The 15417-nt window shown below is 32.9% G+C and carries 15 protein-coding genes and 4 tRNA genes; 11 read left to right on the top strand and 8 right to left on the bottom strand.

The annotated features are described in order from the left end of the window. Positions 1–111: 111 nt before the first annotated feature. The 5 genes from dnaB to tgt form a co-directional block, all read right to left on the bottom strand. A complete protein-coding gene (gene dnaB, locus LPB248_RS16030; protein WP_177212315.1) occupies positions 112–1656 on the bottom strand; it encodes a replicative DNA helicase in 1545 nt (514 codons plus the stop codon). Positions 1657–1796: 140 nt separating this feature from the next. Beyond that, on the bottom strand, positions 1797–2750 hold the full coding sequence (locus tag LPB248_RS16025) for an acetyl-CoA carboxylase carboxyltransferase subunit alpha (protein ID WP_177212314.1): 954 nt from the start codon (positions 2748–2750) through the stop codon (positions 1797–1799). A 112-nt stretch (positions 2751–2862) separates the two neighbouring features. Next, positions 2863–3753: a DMT family transporter gene (locus LPB248_RS16020; RefSeq protein WP_177212313.1), complete on the bottom strand. Its 891-nt coding sequence runs from the start codon at positions 3751–3753 to the stop codon at positions 2863–2865. Then, positions 3740–4828 (bottom strand): LptF/LptG family permease, encoded by a 1089-nt coding sequence (locus LPB248_RS16015; RefSeq protein ID WP_177212312.1) that lies wholly within the window; start codon positions 4826–4828, stop codon positions 3740–3742. Before LPB248_RS16015 ends, LPB248_RS16020 begins: the two co-directional genes overlap by 14 nt. An 80-nt stretch (positions 4829–4908) precedes the next feature. Then, positions 4909–6039, bottom strand: a complete 1131-nt coding sequence (tgt, locus tag LPB248_RS16010) for a tRNA guanosine(34) transglycosylase Tgt (protein WP_109190358.1) — start codon at positions 6037–6039, stop codon at positions 4909–4911. 220 nt (positions 6040–6259) lie between these two features. Between tgt and LPB248_RS16005 the strand changes: the two genes are divergently transcribed. From LPB248_RS16005 to LPB248_RS15990, 4 genes are all read left to right on the top strand, one after another. Then, on the top strand, positions 6260–7120 hold the full coding sequence (locus LPB248_RS16005) for a polysaccharide deacetylase family protein (protein ID WP_177212311.1): 861 nt from the start codon (positions 6260–6262) through the stop codon (positions 7118–7120). 142 nt (positions 7121–7262) lie between these two features. Further along, positions 7263–7562 carry a hypothetical protein gene (locus LPB248_RS16000; RefSeq protein ID WP_177212310.1) on the top strand — a complete coding sequence of 100 codons (300 nt, stop codon included), beginning with the start codon at positions 7263–7265 and terminating at the stop codon, positions 7560–7562. A gap of 247 nt (positions 7563–7809) precedes the next feature. Further along, positions 7810–8658, top strand: a complete 849-nt coding sequence (locus LPB248_RS15995) for a transketolase (protein WP_011921566.1) — start codon at positions 7810–7812, stop codon at positions 8656–8658. A gap of 78 nt (positions 8659–8736) precedes the next feature. Continuing rightward, on the top strand, positions 8737–9690 hold the full coding sequence (locus LPB248_RS15990; RefSeq protein ID WP_177212309.1) for a transketolase family protein: 954 nt from the start codon (positions 8737–8739) through the stop codon (positions 9688–9690). Between the two features lie 225 nt (positions 9691–9915). Here LPB248_RS15990 and LPB248_RS15985 read toward each other — a convergent pair whose 3' ends face one another. Beyond that, complete coding sequence (locus LPB248_RS15985; RefSeq protein WP_177212308.1) at positions 9916–11148, bottom strand: FKBP-type peptidyl-prolyl cis-trans isomerase; 1233 nt, start codon at positions 11146–11148, stop codon at positions 9916–9918. 79 nt (positions 11149–11227) lie between these two features. Here LPB248_RS15985 and LPB248_RS15980 point away from each other — a divergent pair, with 79 nt between their 5' ends. Both LPB248_RS15980 and LPB248_RS15975 read left to right on the top strand, forming a co-directional pair. Beyond that, positions 11228–11623: an RNA-binding S4 domain-containing protein gene (locus LPB248_RS15980; protein ID WP_177212307.1), complete on the top strand. Its 396-nt coding sequence runs from the start codon at positions 11228–11230 to the stop codon at positions 11621–11623. Between the two features lie 168 nt (positions 11624–11791). Continuing rightward, the gene (locus LPB248_RS15975; protein ID WP_177212306.1) at positions 11792–12292 is read left to right on the top strand and encodes a phosphoribosyltransferase domain-containing protein; all 501 of its coding nucleotides are present in this window, start codon (positions 11792–11794) and stop codon (positions 12290–12292) included. On the opposite strand, the gene LPB248_RS15970 is transcribed toward LPB248_RS15975, so the two are convergent. Then, the gene (locus LPB248_RS15970) at positions 12284–12802 is read right to left on the bottom strand and encodes a shikimate kinase (protein ID WP_177212305.1); all 519 of its coding nucleotides are present in this window, start codon (positions 12800–12802) and stop codon (positions 12284–12286) included. The genes LPB248_RS15975 and LPB248_RS15970 overlap by 9 nt on opposite strands. 126 nt (positions 12803–12928) lie before the next feature. Here LPB248_RS15970 and LPB248_RS15965 point away from each other — a divergent pair. From LPB248_RS15965 to LPB248_RS15955, 3 genes are all read left to right on the top strand, one after another. Further along, positions 12929–13001, top strand: a tRNA-Lys gene (locus LPB248_RS15965). 40 nt (positions 13002–13041) lie between these two features. Continuing rightward, positions 13042–13114: transfer RNA gene (locus tag LPB248_RS15960), tRNA-Lys, on the top strand. Positions 13115–13157: 43 nt separating this feature from the next. Then, positions 13158–13240, top strand: a tRNA-Leu gene (locus tag LPB248_RS15955). Positions 13241–13352: 112 nt separating this feature from the next. Here the strand turns inward: LPB248_RS15955 and LPB248_RS15950 are convergent. Then, positions 13353–14111 (bottom strand): hypothetical protein, encoded by a 759-nt coding sequence (locus LPB248_RS15950; protein ID WP_177212304.1) that lies wholly within the window; start codon positions 14109–14111, stop codon positions 13353–13355. 350 nt (positions 14112–14461) lie between these two features. On the opposite strand from LPB248_RS15950, the gene LPB248_RS15945 reads away from it, so the two are divergent. Together LPB248_RS15945 and LPB248_RS15940 are read left to right on the top strand one after the other, a co-directional pair. Beyond that, a tRNA-Lys gene (locus LPB248_RS15945) sits at positions 14462–14534 on the top strand. A 125-nt stretch (positions 14535–14659) separates the two neighbouring features. Further along, positions 14660–15376 carry a hypothetical protein gene (locus LPB248_RS15940; RefSeq protein WP_177212303.1) on the top strand — a complete coding sequence of 239 codons (717 nt, stop codon included), beginning with the start codon at positions 14660–14662 and terminating at the stop codon, positions 15374–15376. The last annotated feature ends 41 nt before the right edge of the window (positions 15377–15417 follow it).

Below are 15417 nucleotides of genomic sequence, written 5' to 3'. Positions count from 1 at the left end.
ATTTAAAAAAATTAATAGTTTATAATTGGTTTAGCTAAACTACTGATTTTTATTAGAAAATTAACCTAAAAACATAAAAAAAGCCTTAAAAATTAAGGCTTTTTATTTTTATTAAAACGGAACATCACTGTCATCGTCGTCATCATTTAAGTTACTTCCAAAGGCTTCGTTGGCTGAGGGCAGATTATTAGTAATAAACGGATTATCATCGTGATTCATTTTTGATGGCAAATCATCATAGCTACCCGAAAATTCATCAAGATTATCAAACTTTCCTAAGTGTCCTAAGAACTTCAAACGAATATTTTCAATACCACCATTACGGTGTTTTGCAATCATAATTTCAGCCTGACCAGCAGTTGGTGAAGCCTCTTCATCATCCCATTCCTCAATTTTGTAATATTCTGGTCGATATAAAAACGAAACGATATCAGCATCCTGCTCAATCGCTCCAGATTCACGAAGATCCGATAGTAAAGGACGTTTACTAGAACCACGCGTTTCTACAGCACGTGACAACTGAGAAAGTGCAATAACAGGAACGTTAAGCTCTTTTGCCAAAGCTTTTAAGTTTCGGGAAATGGTAGAAATTTCCTGCTCACGATTTCCTCCTCCTTTAGCATTTCCTCCTGCGGTCATCAACTGCAAATAATCAATAATGATGATTTTAATACCATGTTGTGATGCTAAACGACGGCATTTTGCCCTTAAATCGAAAATCGAAAGTGAAGGTGTATCATCAATAAATAAAGGTGCTTTTTCTAAATCTTTAACTTTAGTACTCAACATGGTCCATTCATGAGCCTCTAGTTTTCCTGTACGCAATTTTTCTGATGACAATCCTGTTTCAGAAGAAATAAGCCTGGTAATTAACTGAACAGATGCCATCTCCAGAGAGAATAAGGCTACTCCATGCCCATATTGAATAGCAATATTTCTAGCCATAGAAAGTACAAATGCCGTCTTTCCCATCGCCGGTCTGGCCGCAATAATAATCAAATCACTCGGCTGCCATCCAGACGTTAATTTATCCAGATTATGAAAACCAGTTTCTACACCACTTAATCCCTCTTTTTTAGAAATCTCTTCAATTTTCTTTTTAGCTTGTAAAACTAAACTTTGTGCAGTTTCAGAACTACGCTTGATATTTCCTTGTGTAACTTCGTATAATTTAGATTCCGCTTGATCCAATAAATCAAAAACGTCTGCACTTTCATCATATGATGCTTCAATAATTTCTGAAGAAATTCTAATCAAACTTCTTTGAATAAATTTTTGAAGAATGATACGCGAGTGAAATTCGATATGCGCCGAAGAAGCAATTTTTTGCGTAAGCTGAATTAAATAAAAATCTCCACCTGCCAAATCTAACTTTCCGTTTTTCTTTAACTGAGTCGAAACCGTTAAGATATCAATTGGCTGCGTTTCGGTAAAAAGTTGTAAAATCGCTTCAAAAATATGTTTGTGTGCGTCTTTGTAAAAAGCTTCGGCCTGCAAAATATCAATTACATCATCTACCCCTTTTTTATCAATCATCATCGCACCCAGCACAGCCTCCTCCAAATCAAGAGCTTGCGGCGGCAACTTTCCTTTTTCTAAGTTGATAATCGTGGTTTTGTCGACCTTAACAGGGTTTAAGTTTTTGAAATTTTCCATATAGCGAAAGTAGCAAAATTTAAAAAAATTCTGCTATCGAGTTATAACTAATAATTGTTTATAAATAATCTTGATTTGTTCATAACCAAAAAAAAATCCGAAACTGTAAGGCTTCGGATTTTAAGTCTCTTTTTATGAATTTACTCTTTATACTCGCCCATATTACTGTATTTGTCCATTCTTTGGGCAATTAAGTCAGCTGTTGATAAGTCTTTCAATTCATTATATCCTTTAGTGATGTATTCTGCAACCGTTTTGAAAGTGGTTTCACGATCGTAGTGCGCTCCTCCTAGTGGTTCTGGAATTACGTCATCAACTAATTTTTGTTTTTTCATGTCAGAAGAAGTCAGTTTTAAAGCTTCTGCTGCACGCTCTTTGTACTCCCAGCTTTTCCATAAAATAGAAGAGCAAGATTCTGGAGAAATTACAGAATACCAAGTATTCTCTAACATATAAACGCGGTCTCCAACACCAATTCCTAAAGCTCCACCAGAAGCACCTTCACCAATAATAACAGTAATGATTGGCACTTGTAAACGAACCATTTCGAAGATATTTCTAGCAATAGCTTCTCCTTGTCCTCTTTCCTCTGCTTCAAGTCCTGGATATGCACCCGGAGTATCTACTAAAGTTAGAACTGGAACTCCAAATTTCTCAGCCATTTTCATCAAACGTAAAGCTTTACGGTATCCTTCTGGATTTGCCATACCAAAATTACGGTATTGACGTGTTTTTGTATTAAAACCTTTTTGCTGACCGATAATCATAAACGACTGTCCGTTTATTTTACCAAGTCCACCAACCATTGCTTTATCATCTTTAAAACCTCTGTCTCCATGAAGTTCTAAGAAAGTGTCTCCACAGATTGCTCTAATGTAGTCTAAAGTATAAGGTCTATTTGGGTGTCTTGACAATTGTACTCTCTGCCAAGCCGTAAGATTTTTATATATTTCTTTTTTAGTCTCTACTAATTTCTTGTTGATTTCCTTGCACGTTGGCGTCACATCAACGTCAGATTCTTTTCCAATAATAACGCACTTTTCTAACTGTTCTTCAAGTTCTTTAATTGGAAGCTCAAAATCTAAATATTCCATGGATTTTTGAATTTTGTTTGTAAATCGAACCGCAAATATAAAAATATTATATCATTGGCGAAGTTAATTGTTATTTAAAGTATAAAAATGCATTTTAATAATAAGGAAACTATTACAAGTTTTCTTTCTTATTCTGATAATGTTTGAAAACACCATTTAGAATAACTGTTATGATAATAATAACAGCTCCAACATAAAATTCGACACTCATTTTTTCTTTTCCGCCTAAGATAAAATAAGCCAAAACTATCCCATAAACTGGCTCTAAATTAGTGGTTAGCATTACGGTATAAGGCGTCAATCGCTGCATTACTTTCACTGAAGCGGTAAAGGCATAAGCCGTACAAATTGAAGCTAAAATCAATAATAAAACCCAGTTGTTTAAAGACATTTGGAAGAAATCTGCCGTAAATTTTCCTTGAAATAAAAAATAAATCGTGATAAAGAAAACTCCTGCACCAAATTCATAAAATGTTATAACTGAAGGTTCGTGATCTGAAATTAATTTCCCATTCATCAAAGTAAATAATACTCCTAAAATAATGGCCGCCAAGGCATAGTAAACTCCAGTAAGGTATTTTATTTCTACCTGAAGAATCAATCCTAAACCAGCTATAATTACAAGTCCAAAAAGAACTTCGTACCAAAGCACTTTTCTTCCGTAAAATAATGGCTCTAGTAATGATGCAAAAAAGGCTCCCAAAGAAAATATAGAAAGTGTAATTGAAACGTTGGAAACGTGAATTGCTTTAAAAAAGAAAATCCAATGAAGCGCAATCAGCAATCCAACAAAAATCAATTTGAAAAATTCTTTTATTGGAACTTGAAAAGACTGTTTTTTAAAGGCAATAAATCCGCCAAGAAAAATCATGGCAATCAGCATTCTGTACCAAACCAAATTATCGGCATCAATGGTTATTAAAGCGCCTAAAATGGCTGTAAAACCCCAGATAAAAACAATTAAGTGAAGATTTAAATAACTTTTTAAATTATCGTTTCGCATTACGTAATAGGTAAACTGCTAAGATTCCGAAAACAATATTCGGGAACCAAACAGCTAATAAAGGTGAGAATGTAGATTTTTCGGCTAGTGTACCAAAGATTTTGTCAAAGAATACAAATGAGAATGCAATGGCAATTCCAATCGCCAAATTGGTTCCCATTCCTCCGCGACGTTTCATAGACGAAACTGCAACGGCAATAATTGTTAAAATAAAGGCTGAAACTGGCACACTATATTTTTTATAGAGCACCACTAAATAAGTATTAATGTTTCCTGAACCTCTTTTCTTTTCTTTATCAATAAAGTCAATCAGTTTTCCTAATGAAAGTGTTTCGGCTATATAAACAACTGGTGTTAAATCGGCAAGTTCAAATTTAAACTTAACCTGTTTCTCAGGGCTTTTTTCGATAATATCATTTAATTCCCCAACAGTTCTTTTAGTATAATCATACAAAATGTATGTTTTCTTTTTAGGATCCCATTTAATTCGGCTTGCTGAGATTTTATAGGTCATTTTTTCTTTTTCAAAATGCTCTAAAGTAAAATTAAAAGCCGTTTTAGATTCTTCGTTAAAACTGTTTACAAAAATAAAATCATGATCATTTAACTGTCTGTAAACATTAGTGTTGTTACCAAGCATCTCAACTTTTCCGTTTCCTTTTAAATAAGTGTATCTAAAATTATTAAATCCTTCACTTGCTGCGGGAACAATATAAAAGCCCATTAAAAGCACAAAAAGTGAAACTATTGAAGCACCTATAATATAAGGTCGAAGAAATCGGGTAAAAGAAATTCCTGAACTTAAAATTGCAATAATCTCTGTATTATTTGCCAATTTTGAAGTAAACCAAATCACCGATAAAAACAAAAATATCGGAAAAAGAGAATTTGCAAAATAGATAGTAAAGTTGTAATAATAGAGTGCAATATCCAAAAACGGAATCTTGTTCTCCAGCATTTTATTTACCTTTTCTGAAACGTCAATTACAATTCCGATTGGAATAAATAACAAGATCATTACCGAAAAAGTGGCTAAATATCTTTTTAAAATATACTTATCAATTATTGTCAGCATATATTTTTTGTTTGTTTTGTCTAAAGTTTCAAGTTCTGCAGAGAACGTGAAACCTGAAACTTTAAACTTGAAACTTTTAATTAAAGTCTTTGACTCATATTTTTAACCATCATTTCTTTCCATGGTCTAAAATCGCCTGCTAAGATATGTTTTCTAGCTTCACGAACCAACCACATATAGAAACCAAGATTATGAATGGTAGCAATTTGCTTTCCTAAATATTCGTTGGCTGCAAACAAGTGGCGTAAATATGCTTTTGTATATTCTGTATCAACAAAAGTGTGTCCCATTTCATCGATTGGAGAAAAATCAGCTTCCCACTTTTTGTTCTTGATATTGATAGTTCCGTTTGCTGTAAACAACATACCGTTTCTTGCATTACGAGTTGGCATAACACAGTCGAACATATCAATTCCTAACGCAATATTTTCTAAAATATTAATTGGAGTTCCAACACCCATTAAATAACGAGGTTTATCTTCTGGAAGAATTTCGCAAACTACTTCAGTCATTGCATACATTTCTTCAGCTGGTTCACCTACAGAAAGTCCGCCAATTGCATTTCCTTGCTGTCCTGCATTGGCAATATATTCAGCCGACTGGCGTCTAAGATCTTTATAAGTACTTCCTTGAACAATAGGAAAAAACGTTTGTTCGTAACCATATTTATAAGGCACTTTTTCTAAATGGTTGATACATCTATCCAACCAACGGTGCGTCATGTGCATCGAACGCTGCGCGTAACGGTAATCGCAAGGATAAGGCGTACACTCATCAAATGCCATAATAATATCGGCACCAATTGTACGCTGAATTTCCATTACATTTTCTGGTGTAAAAAAGTGGTAAGAACCATCAATATGCGATTTAAACTTTACTCCTTCTTCTTTAATTTTTCTATTTGAAGAAAGAGAATACACTTGATATCCTCCAGAATCAGTCAAAATATTGCGATCCCAGTTCATGAATTTATGCAATCCTCCAGCTTTTTCCAAAATTTCGGTCTGTGGACGTAAATATAAATGGTATGTATTTCCTAGAATAATATCCGGATTTATTTCTTCTTTAAGCTCACGCTGATGCACACCTTTTACAGATGCAACTGTTCCAACTGGCATAAAAATAGGCGTTTCAATTACGCCGTGATCAGTAGTTATACTTCCCGCTCTTGCTTTAGACTGCGGATCTTTTTGTAATAAATCGAACTTCATTTGTTTCTTTTTTCAGTCGGCAAAGATAAGCTAATTTCAGGGAAATTTAATTAATTAGAAAATTTGTCAATTATAAAATTGAGTTAATTCAAAAACAACATAAAACCTAAACTTCAAAAATTTTTAAATTTGAATAAAATCTATTAAAAAATGAAATGCGGTGCTGTTAGATTGCACGAAGCTGAAGTCGTCGCACAGCATATTCACAACAAAAAAACAAATGAACTTAGCGCAAAAACTCGGATATCGTGAAAATAGCAAATTGTTAATCATTCACGCTGACGATGCTGGATTATCGCATTCCGAAAATCAGGCAACTATAAAAGCACTTCAAAACGGATCTGTAAATTCGTACAGCATAATGGTTCCTTGTCCGTGGTTTTTTGAAATGGCAACTTTTGCTAAAAACAATCCGAAATATGACTGCGGAATTCATTTAACTCTGACTTGCGAGTGGGAAAATTATAAGTTTGGTCCAATTCTTCCCATTTCTGAAGTTTCAAGTCTAGTCGACCAAAATGGTTATTTTTATAAAACCAGACAAGACTTCAAAAACAGCGCAAAACCATCTGAAATTAAAAAAGAACTTACTGCTCAAATCGAAAAAGCTCTGCAATTTGGCATTCAGCCTACGCATCTCGACTCGCACATGTGCAGTGTTGGCGTTAGTCCTGAAATTTTAGAAATCTATAAAGGGTTAGGAAAAACATACAATTTACCTGTTTTCATCAATAAAGACTTTGTAGAATCTGTTTCTTTATCTGATGAAAAATATAATTTTGATGATACACTTTTGGCCGACAAACTTTTAATTGGATATTATAATGACTTTGAAAAAGGAGAACTTCAAAAATCTTATGAAAAAGTTTTAGACAGTACCATTTCTGGATTAAATGTTTTCCTGCTTCATCCTGCGTTTGATGATTTTGAAATGCAAGATATTACCATAAATCATCCAAATTTTGGTTCAGAATGGCGCCAAATAGATTTCGATTTTTTTACAAGTGATCAATGCAAAGCAAAACTAAAAGAGAATAATATTCAATTAGTCACGTGGCGAGAGATTGCTGCTATTAGATAATTTTTCAAATTAGAAGATGAGATAATTTATTTTATGCAAATATTATAACATACTGATTTTAAAAATATAACTATTGAAACCATAGATTTCATAACTTTATGATAGATAAAGTATCTGTTTAATAATATTAAATATTGGCGTTATGATAAATTCAGAAGATAAAAACACAGCAAAAGAAAATGAGATCGAAAGAAATCTGGAAAACCTAAATTATCCAGCAAATGAAGACATTTACAATCGTGAAGACAAATCAGAAGATGTAGATCCAGAAAGCATTTCAACTGACCAAACCATTACTCAAAATGACAATGAATGGAAACAAAACAGTGACAAACTTGGAAATGATTTGGATATTCCTGGTGCCGAACTAGACGACCAACAAGAAGAAATAGGCTCAGAAGACGAAGAAAACAATTATTATAGCGAAGGCGATACTGAATAAAAACCACTATTTATCATATAACATATATCTAAAGTCTTGTGTTTCACAAGGCTTTTTTTACGCTTTAACATAAATTGTAAAAACCACATTTATACAAGATTAAAAAGCAAAACACCCGTTATATTTTTCTTTATAATGTAAAAAAAATAGTAAAATTTAACAATTGCTATAAAACTAAAGCAAAAAATCATTTGTCTCCCCGCAAAATAACGATTACTTTTGCTCCAGTTTAACTTTTACATATAAAATGAAGCCTAACACACAACAATTAAGCGATTTAACGATCCAAGTAAGAAGAGATATTCTTAGAATGGTACATGCTGTAAACTCTGGACACCCAGGTGGTTCATTAGGTTGTACTGAATTTTTGGTAACATTATATCAAAACATAATGGACCGCAAAGAAGGTTTTGATATGGACGGAATTGGAGAAGATTTATTTTTCCTTTCAAACGGACACATTTCTCCTGTCTTTTATAGCGTTCTAGCACGCAGTGGTTACTTTCCAGTTTCAGAATTAGCTACATTCAGATTATTAGATTCTCGTTTACAAGGACACCCAACAACTCACGAAGGTTTACCTGGAGTTCGCATTGCGTCTGGTTCATTAGGACAAGGTTTATCTGTAGCTTTGGGAGCAGCTCAAGCTAAAAAATTAAACAAAGACAATCACATCGTATATAGTTTACACGGAGATGGTGAGTTACAAGAAGGTCAAAACTGGGAAGCTATCATGTATGCTTCTGCTAAAAAAGTAGACAACATTATTGCAACGATCGACCTTAATGGAAAACAAATTGATGGAACAACAGATGAAGTTCTGCCAATGGGAAGTATCCGCGCTAAATTTGAAGCTTTTGACTGGGATGTTTTAGAAATTAAAGAAGGAAATAGTATCGATGCTATTATCGCTGGTTTAACTGATGCTAAATCAAGAACAGGAAAAGGAAAACCAGTTTGCATTTTATTACACACAGAAATGGGTAATGGTGTAGATTTTATGATGCATACTCATGCTTGGCACGGTAAAGCACCAAATAATGATCAATTAGCAAGTGCTTTAGCTCAAAACGTTTCAACTTTAGCAGACTATTAAAAAGTACTCAGTCTCAGTAGACAGTTTTCAGCTTAGAAACTTAGTCACTTAGAAGCTTAGTACCTCAAAAGAAATAAAATGAAAAAATACGAAAATACAGGAAGTAAAGATACTCGTTCTGGTTTTGGAGCGGGAATGACTGAACTAGGTCAAAAAAACGAAAATGTTGTAGCATTATGTGCTGACTTAATTGGATCATTAAAATTTGATGATTTCAAGAAAAATCACCCAGAGCGTTTTTTCCAAATCGGAATTGCTGAGGCTAACATGATTGGAATTGCTGCAGGTTTAACAATTGGAGGAAAAATTCCTTTTACAGGAACTTTCGCTAACTTCTCTACAGGAAGAGTTTACGATCAAATTCGTCAGTCTGTTGCTTATTCAGATAAAAACGTAAAAATCTGTGCTTCTCACGCTGGTTTAACTTTAGGAGAAGACGGTGCAACTCACCAAATCTTAGAAGATATTGGTTTAATGAAAATGTTACCAGGAATGACAGTAATCAACACATGCGATTACAACCAGACTAAAGCTGCAACTATTGCACTAGCAGACCACCATGGTCCTGCTTACTTACGTTTCGGACGTCCAGTAGTAGCTAACTTTACTCCTGCAGACGAGCCATTCGTAATTGGAAAAGCAATTTTATTAAACGAAGGAACAGATGTTACTATTATCGCAACAGGACACTTAGTTTGGGAAGCTCTTATTGCTGCTGAAAAATTAGAAGAAAAAGGAATTTCTGCGGAAGTAATCAACATCCATACCATCAAACCTCTTGACGAAGAAGCAATTCTTAAATCGGTTGCTAAAACAAGATGTGTAGTTACTGCAGAAGAGCACAACTACCTAGGAGGTCTTGGAGAAAGTGTTTCTGGAGTATTAGCATTAAACAATCCAACTCCACAAGAATTTGTAGCAGTAAAAGATAGTTTTGGAGAATCTGGAACTCCAGAGCAATTAATGGAAAAATACAAATTAAACAACCAAGCGATTGTTGAAGCTGTAGAAAGAGTAATCAAAAGAAAGTAATTCTTAAACTTTCTTACTTTATAAAAAACCTCGGAATTCACATTTCGAGGTTTTTTATTTGCTTTATTCTTTTTGAAAATAGAAGAGCCATTTTTTCCCAGTTCTAAGGATAAATAACTACAATACAGATTCAATTCTAATCCCCTTTTAGAAGTTATTTCTTTTTTCAAAAATAAAAGCCTCGAAATGAAAATTCCGAGGCTTTATATATTTTAAATTCTTTTTTTATTTCTTTTGATAAGGATAACTTTTATCTAAATGAATTCTTAATCGTCCTGGAGCTGTATAATCTTCAGGAACAAACTTACGAGGGTTTGTTATTGATTCTGGATTTGGATGAGCAGGATCATTATCAGGATAAGTAAGATCTCCTGTTGGCCTTCTTGGAATTCCTCTCGGTTCAGTTTCATCAACATTTGGGGTAGCAGGATTATCGGTCATTGGATCCCAAGGATAATACAATCTCAATCCAAAATTAAATGGATTTCCATCTAGTGTTCCCCAACCCACCTGATCGCTAGGTTTTGTAATTTCAATTCTTGTAAGATATCCATCCCCATCATCATCTTGATCTAAAAAATCTGGAATTCCATCCCCGTCAGTATCATCTGGATTAACAGGAGCATTTGGATATAAAGTTGTATTTCTATAATCTCTAACATACCCATCTCCATTTATATCTTCCTGATAATCGAACACACCATCTGGATTTGTTATCAAAACACCATTAGAATAACCATTATTCTCATGATCCAATCTTTTGATATCATAAAGTTTAAAACTAAAGATCAAAGGCGAATAAATTGGAATAATGCTTGAAGCTGGAGGTGAAGCATAGTATCCTAGCCCAGAAGGCACAAATAAAACACCTGCTCCAAAATCTTGATAATTAGGAGTCCCATCACCATTATAAGTTGTGGTTCCCGTTTTAAACTGAGGATAAATCTCACTCCACCCCATTATAACACCATATAAATCCAAAATATCTTGTGGATATACAATCTGATCAAACAATGTAGTCGTTAAATGTTCTGGTTCTGTAGCTGTCGCGTCAACACGTTTCAAATATTCCCCTCTGTACGCAGTTAAAACGCCATCGGTATTCATTGGAGCAACACCAGTACCTTCTCTTAAAACCAGATAATACATTTTATAAGTTATGCCATGCAAATCAATATTTCTTAAAAGCAATTTTGGAAAAGTAGAACTATTTAAATAGGACATTATAGATGGTTGTGTAGCAGGATCGGTTATGGCCGAAATTGTTACATCCATATTTTCTGTCACAGTAATATAATTTGTTTTTAAATACTCTTCAATGTTAGCATTATCAATATTAAATTGTTCTTGATAATCTTTCAAAGGAACAACTACTACTTCATCATCATCCTTTTTATTACAAGAAACGATGGCAAGGCCAACAAGTAACAAAACAAAATAATATTTAAATTTATTCATTATTATCATTTTTTTAGGTGCGCAAGATACAATATTGATTTATTTTTGTAAAGAATTTAACTTGGATTTTAGAAAAATTATGAGAATAGATAAATACTTGTGGTGCGTTCGTTATTACAAGACCAGAAACATGGTTACTGAAGCTTGCAAAAAGAATCAGATCACTGTAAATGGGCAGATTGCAAAACCATCAAAAGAAGTTTTTCCTACGGACCGAATTACTTTTAGAAAAGATCAGATTACGCAAATTATAACGGTTTTAGATATTCCGCAAAGTCGTGTTGGAGCAAAGTTGGTTGATATTTACCGAAAAAATGAAACTCCGCCAGAAGCTTATGCACATTTAGAGCTATTAAAACTATCTAAAGAACATTATAGAAGAAGCGGTACCGGACGTCCAACTAAAAAAGACCGAAGAGACATTGATGATTACGGAGACGAAATTTACGATGACGAAGAAGAGGAAACTGAATAAATCCCTTTTTTAAAATTTCACTTTTTTTAATCCCAAATTCCAAAAAAGCAATCAAATTTCAAAACAGTTAAAATAAAAACAAACTTCCCTCAACAATTGGAATTTGCAATTTATTTTGAGGTTTCGGGATTAGATTTTAAATTAATTATCTTAGCAAAAAAATACACCATGAGTAACAATATTATTCTAACCCATCAGGAAATCGAACATAAAATAAAACGTATCGCTTACCAAATTTACGAGACTTTTGTAGACGAAGATGAAGTTGTTATTGCCGGAATTGCTTCTAACGGATTTGTTTTTGCCGAAAAAGTAGCTTCGGCACTTAGCAGTATATCTACTTTAAAAGTTTCTATCTGCGAAGTCAAAATAAACAAACAAAATCCGCAAGAAGCGATACGCACTTCATTAACTCCTGAAGAATACAAAAACAAAGGACTTGTTCTGGTTGATGATGTCTTAAACTCGGGCACTACATTAATATATGCTGTTCGTCATTTCTTAGACGTTCCACTTAAAAAATTCAAAACAGCAGTACTTGTTGACCGAAATCACAAAAAATATCCTGTAAAGGCAGATTTTAAAGGAATTTCACTTTCAACTTCTTTATTAGAGCATGTTCAAGTAGTTTTCAATTCAGAAAATGGCGATTATGCTTTTTTAAGCTAAGATTTCTAAAATATCCTGAACCGTTTCTTCGACAGATTTATCATCTACCGAAACTTTATGTTTTGCCTGATTGTAATAATAACTTCTGTCGAATAAATGTTTCGCAATAAACTCTTTCATTTCCTCCTCATCCATATTGGCAATCAAAGGACGTTTGCTTTTATTATGCACCAATCTATTATATAAAGTATCAATAGATGCTTTTAAATATACAGATACAACATCATCTCCTTTTAATAATTCATGATTATTGGCATAACATGGAGTTCCTCCACCTAATCCGATAATATTATTTTCAGAAGATTGCAGTAATTCTACAAACATTTCGTGCTCTAATTTTCGAAAATACACTTCTCCATGCTTTTCAAAAATCTCATTTATGGATAAATTTGCTCTTTCCTCGATACATTTATCCAAATCTAAGAACGGAATATTTGTAATTTTTGACAAATTTTGGGCAATTGTTGACTTTCCGCAACCCATGTAACCTAACAGTACAATTTTTTTCATATTAATAAAACCTTATAAACTAAGCAATTGGAGATTTTTCCAAAAAAAAGACAAATTTATGATAAAATAGCTTGGAAACTTCAAAAAAAACTCCTTATATTTGCACCCGCATTCAAGAAATTAAATGACTCGATAGCTCAGTCGGTAGAGCACATCACTTTTAATGATGGGGTCCTGGGTTCGAGCCCCAGTCGGGTCACAAATTTTGTGATTAACAAATTAAATTTCTTGAAAGCAATGACTCGATAGCTCAGTCGGTAGAGCACATCACTTTTAATGATGGGGTCCTGGGTTCGAGCCCCAGTCGGGTCACAAAGGTCGGGTAATTTATTTTACTCGACCTTTTTTCTTTTTAGGCCATGTGGAGAAACGGTAGACTCGCCATCTTGAGGGGGTGGTGCTCGTAAGGGCGTGAGGGTTCAAATCCCTCCATGGTCACTAAAATAAAAAAGCCTATTTTGTGATAAAATAGGCTTTTTTATTTTACTTCATTCTTATTGAATTAATTTCTATTAAAGCCTGATTAAAAATTTAAATAATTATAAACGCTTTAATAGATTATTTCTCTATAATATACATCTGGATTTTCTTTTCTATCACTTTTTTTAACTACCCAATTTCCATGCTTATCCTTTTTATATGAATAATTAGCTTCATCCAAGCCATTAGACTTACTTGAAGCAATTCTTTCTACATCTGCATTCTTTAAGCTACCTACATTATATTGTTTATTGAAGTATTCTTTTCGCCATATAGTTACTTTATTATTGCTATTATAATTGGAAACTTCCAGAATGCGATTTTCATTAATGACTACTGTTCCACCTTTTTGAATCTCTCTCCAAGTACTGTTAGTTACTTTTTTTACAACATTCCCCATTTCATCATATTTCTTAAGACAACCGAAGTAAACTGTATCCGATTTAACTTTCCTTAAATCATCAACCAATCTATTATCAATCTTATCTTTAAAATAAATAAACTTTTGCACAAATTTTTCTCCAAGAAAGTTTTCACTTGAATTGATTACTAATTGATTATTTTTAAACTTATAAATATGGCAATTGGCATCTACTTTTATAGAATCAGATCCAACAATTTGATAACAAGTTTCATTAATCTCTTTAGGATTACCACACAAAGTATCCCCCTGAAAAATCAAAATTTTGGGTTCATCATAAACTTTCCCAACAATTAATGAATCTAAAGAATTATCAAATATTTCGAGCGCAACATATATTTCTTTTTTTGAGTTTTGACAACTAACCAAACTTACTACAAAAATTAGAGGCATTAAGAATCTATTCATTCGATGACTAATATTATAAAATTCACATTACTTACATAACCTTCAATTCTTCTCTATTTCGAAAAGAAAAATAACACAGTTTATACAGCTAATATAAAACTATTTTTGAGGTAAAATAATTTCCTTCCGCTTAATCAGTGAGTTTAAAAAATATCCAACAAATTAAAAAAACCCAAATCTTTCTAAAACTTTTCTTTTTTAGTATTGAAGTCTTCATAAAATATAAAAACATATTTCACTACAAAACAAACACTTACAACAACAATTAAATTTTATTCAAAAATTCATTAAAAAAAGGCTTGTTAAGCTAAAATAAGTCCTTATATTTGCACCCTCATTGAAGAAATGAAGACTCGATAGCTCAGTCGGTAGAGCACATCACTTTTAATGATGGGGTCCTGGGTTCGAGCCCCAGTCGGGTCACAAAAGGTCAAGTAATTATTTTACTTGGCCTTTTTTGTTTTAGAATTATTCCTATTAGAATTTATATCTATATAATCAATGATAAAATAAACTACATTAGCTTAATTGCAATTAATTAAGCGCCTATGAAAACCAAAGCATTACTATTTTCTATATTTCTCCTTCTTTTTTTCTCCTGCCAAGAAAAGATAAAAAGCAACGAAAAAAAAGCAACTAATATCATTACTGCCAAAAACAATTCTCAACCAGACAAGAAAAAGGCAACGCCAGAAAGAGACACAACAACTATTGAATACCTTAATAAATACAATCCTTATGATTACGAAACCAAATTAAGCAATGGATACAGCTTAGAATTTAAATATTTTCAGGAAGACAAAAACAGCCCCATTGAAATGTGTTTAAATTTAAAAAGAGGAGACAAAACTATCGACACATTAAACATTATGGGATATGGAGCGCCTCATAAAAATCTAGGATATATTGGCGCAGACTACAATAAATATTTCGCTTTTGTAAATTCATTTGGAAGCGGAAATCCACATGATTTTAAACTAATTGAAAAACAAAATGGCAAAACAATAAAATCAGGATTTATTGTAGACAGTTTTAAGAATCCAGAGCTTCTTTTATATGCAAAAGGCTACGATTCTTTGATGCTCTATGATATAGAAAAGAAGAAAGACAATTTCATAGAAAATCTAAATCAATCAAAAGTAATTGACTGCATGGTTAGCGAACTAAATCAGGTTGTAAAAATAAAAAAAGCCACTAAAAAATATGTTTTTATAGAAATTGAGAATCATGAAAACAAAGTAACCACTAGAAAATACAATCGCTAAAACACGGTTTAATGCTCAAAATCTCAAAGCACATTTTTTTC

It is taken from the genome of Flavobacterium sp. LPB0248 (assembly GCF_013388355.1).
In the GTDB taxonomy this organism is placed as follows: domain Bacteria; phylum Bacteroidota; class Bacteroidia; order Flavobacteriales; family Flavobacteriaceae; genus Flavobacterium.
This window is presented reverse-complemented; position numbering and strand designations above follow the sequence as displayed.

Excerpts from the sequence above, each read along its gene's own strand:
- LPB248_RS15970 (WP_177212305.1), bottom strand. The coding sequence starts at position 12,802 with ATGAAAAAAATTGTACTGTTAGGTTACATGGGTTGCGGAAAGTCAACA.
- LPB248_RS15950 (WP_177212304.1), bottom strand. The coding sequence starts at position 14,111 with ATGAATAGATTCTTAATGCCTCTAATTTTTGTAGTAAGTTTGGTTAGT.
- LPB248_RS16000 (WP_177212310.1), top strand. The coding sequence starts at position 7,263 with ATGATAAATTCAGAAGATAAAAACACAGCAAAAGAAAATGAGATCGAA.
- LPB248_RS16015 (WP_177212312.1), bottom strand. The coding sequence starts at position 4,828 with ATGCTGACAATAATTGATAAGTATATTTTAAAAAGATATTTAGCCACT.
- LPB248_RS15940 (WP_177212303.1), top strand. The coding sequence starts at position 14,660 with ATGAAAACCAAAGCATTACTATTTTCTATATTTCTCCTTCTTTTTTTC.
- LPB248_RS15990 (WP_177212309.1), top strand. The coding sequence starts at position 8,737 with ATGAAAAAATACGAAAATACAGGAAGTAAAGATACTCGTTCTGGTTTT.
- LPB248_RS15995 (WP_011921566.1), top strand. The coding sequence starts at position 7,810 with ATGAAGCCTAACACACAACAATTAAGCGATTTAACGATCCAAGTAAGA.
- tgt (WP_109190358.1), bottom strand. The coding sequence starts at position 6,039 with ATGAAGTTCGATTTATTACAAAAAGATCCGCAGTCTAAAGCAAGAGCG.
- LPB248_RS16025 (WP_177212314.1), bottom strand. The coding sequence starts at position 2,750 with ATGGAATATTTAGATTTTGAGCTTCCAATTAAAGAACTTGAAGAACAG.
- dnaB (WP_177212315.1), bottom strand. The coding sequence starts at position 1,656 with ATGGAAAATTTCAAAAACTTAAACCCTGTTAAGGTCGACAAAACCACG.
- LPB248_RS16020 (WP_177212313.1), bottom strand. The coding sequence starts at position 3,753 with ATGCGAAACGATAATTTAAAAAGTTATTTAAATCTTCACTTAATTGTT.
- LPB248_RS16005 (WP_177212311.1), top strand. The coding sequence starts at position 6,260 with ATGAACTTAGCGCAAAAACTCGGATATCGTGAAAATAGCAAATTGTTA.
- LPB248_RS15975 (WP_177212306.1), top strand. The coding sequence starts at position 11,792 with ATGAGTAACAATATTATTCTAACCCATCAGGAAATCGAACATAAAATA.
- LPB248_RS15980 (WP_177212307.1), top strand. The coding sequence starts at position 11,228 with ATGAGAATAGATAAATACTTGTGGTGCGTTCGTTATTACAAGACCAGA.
- LPB248_RS15985 (WP_177212308.1), bottom strand. The coding sequence starts at position 11,148 with ATGAATAAATTTAAATATTATTTTGTTTTGTTACTTGTTGGCCTTGCC.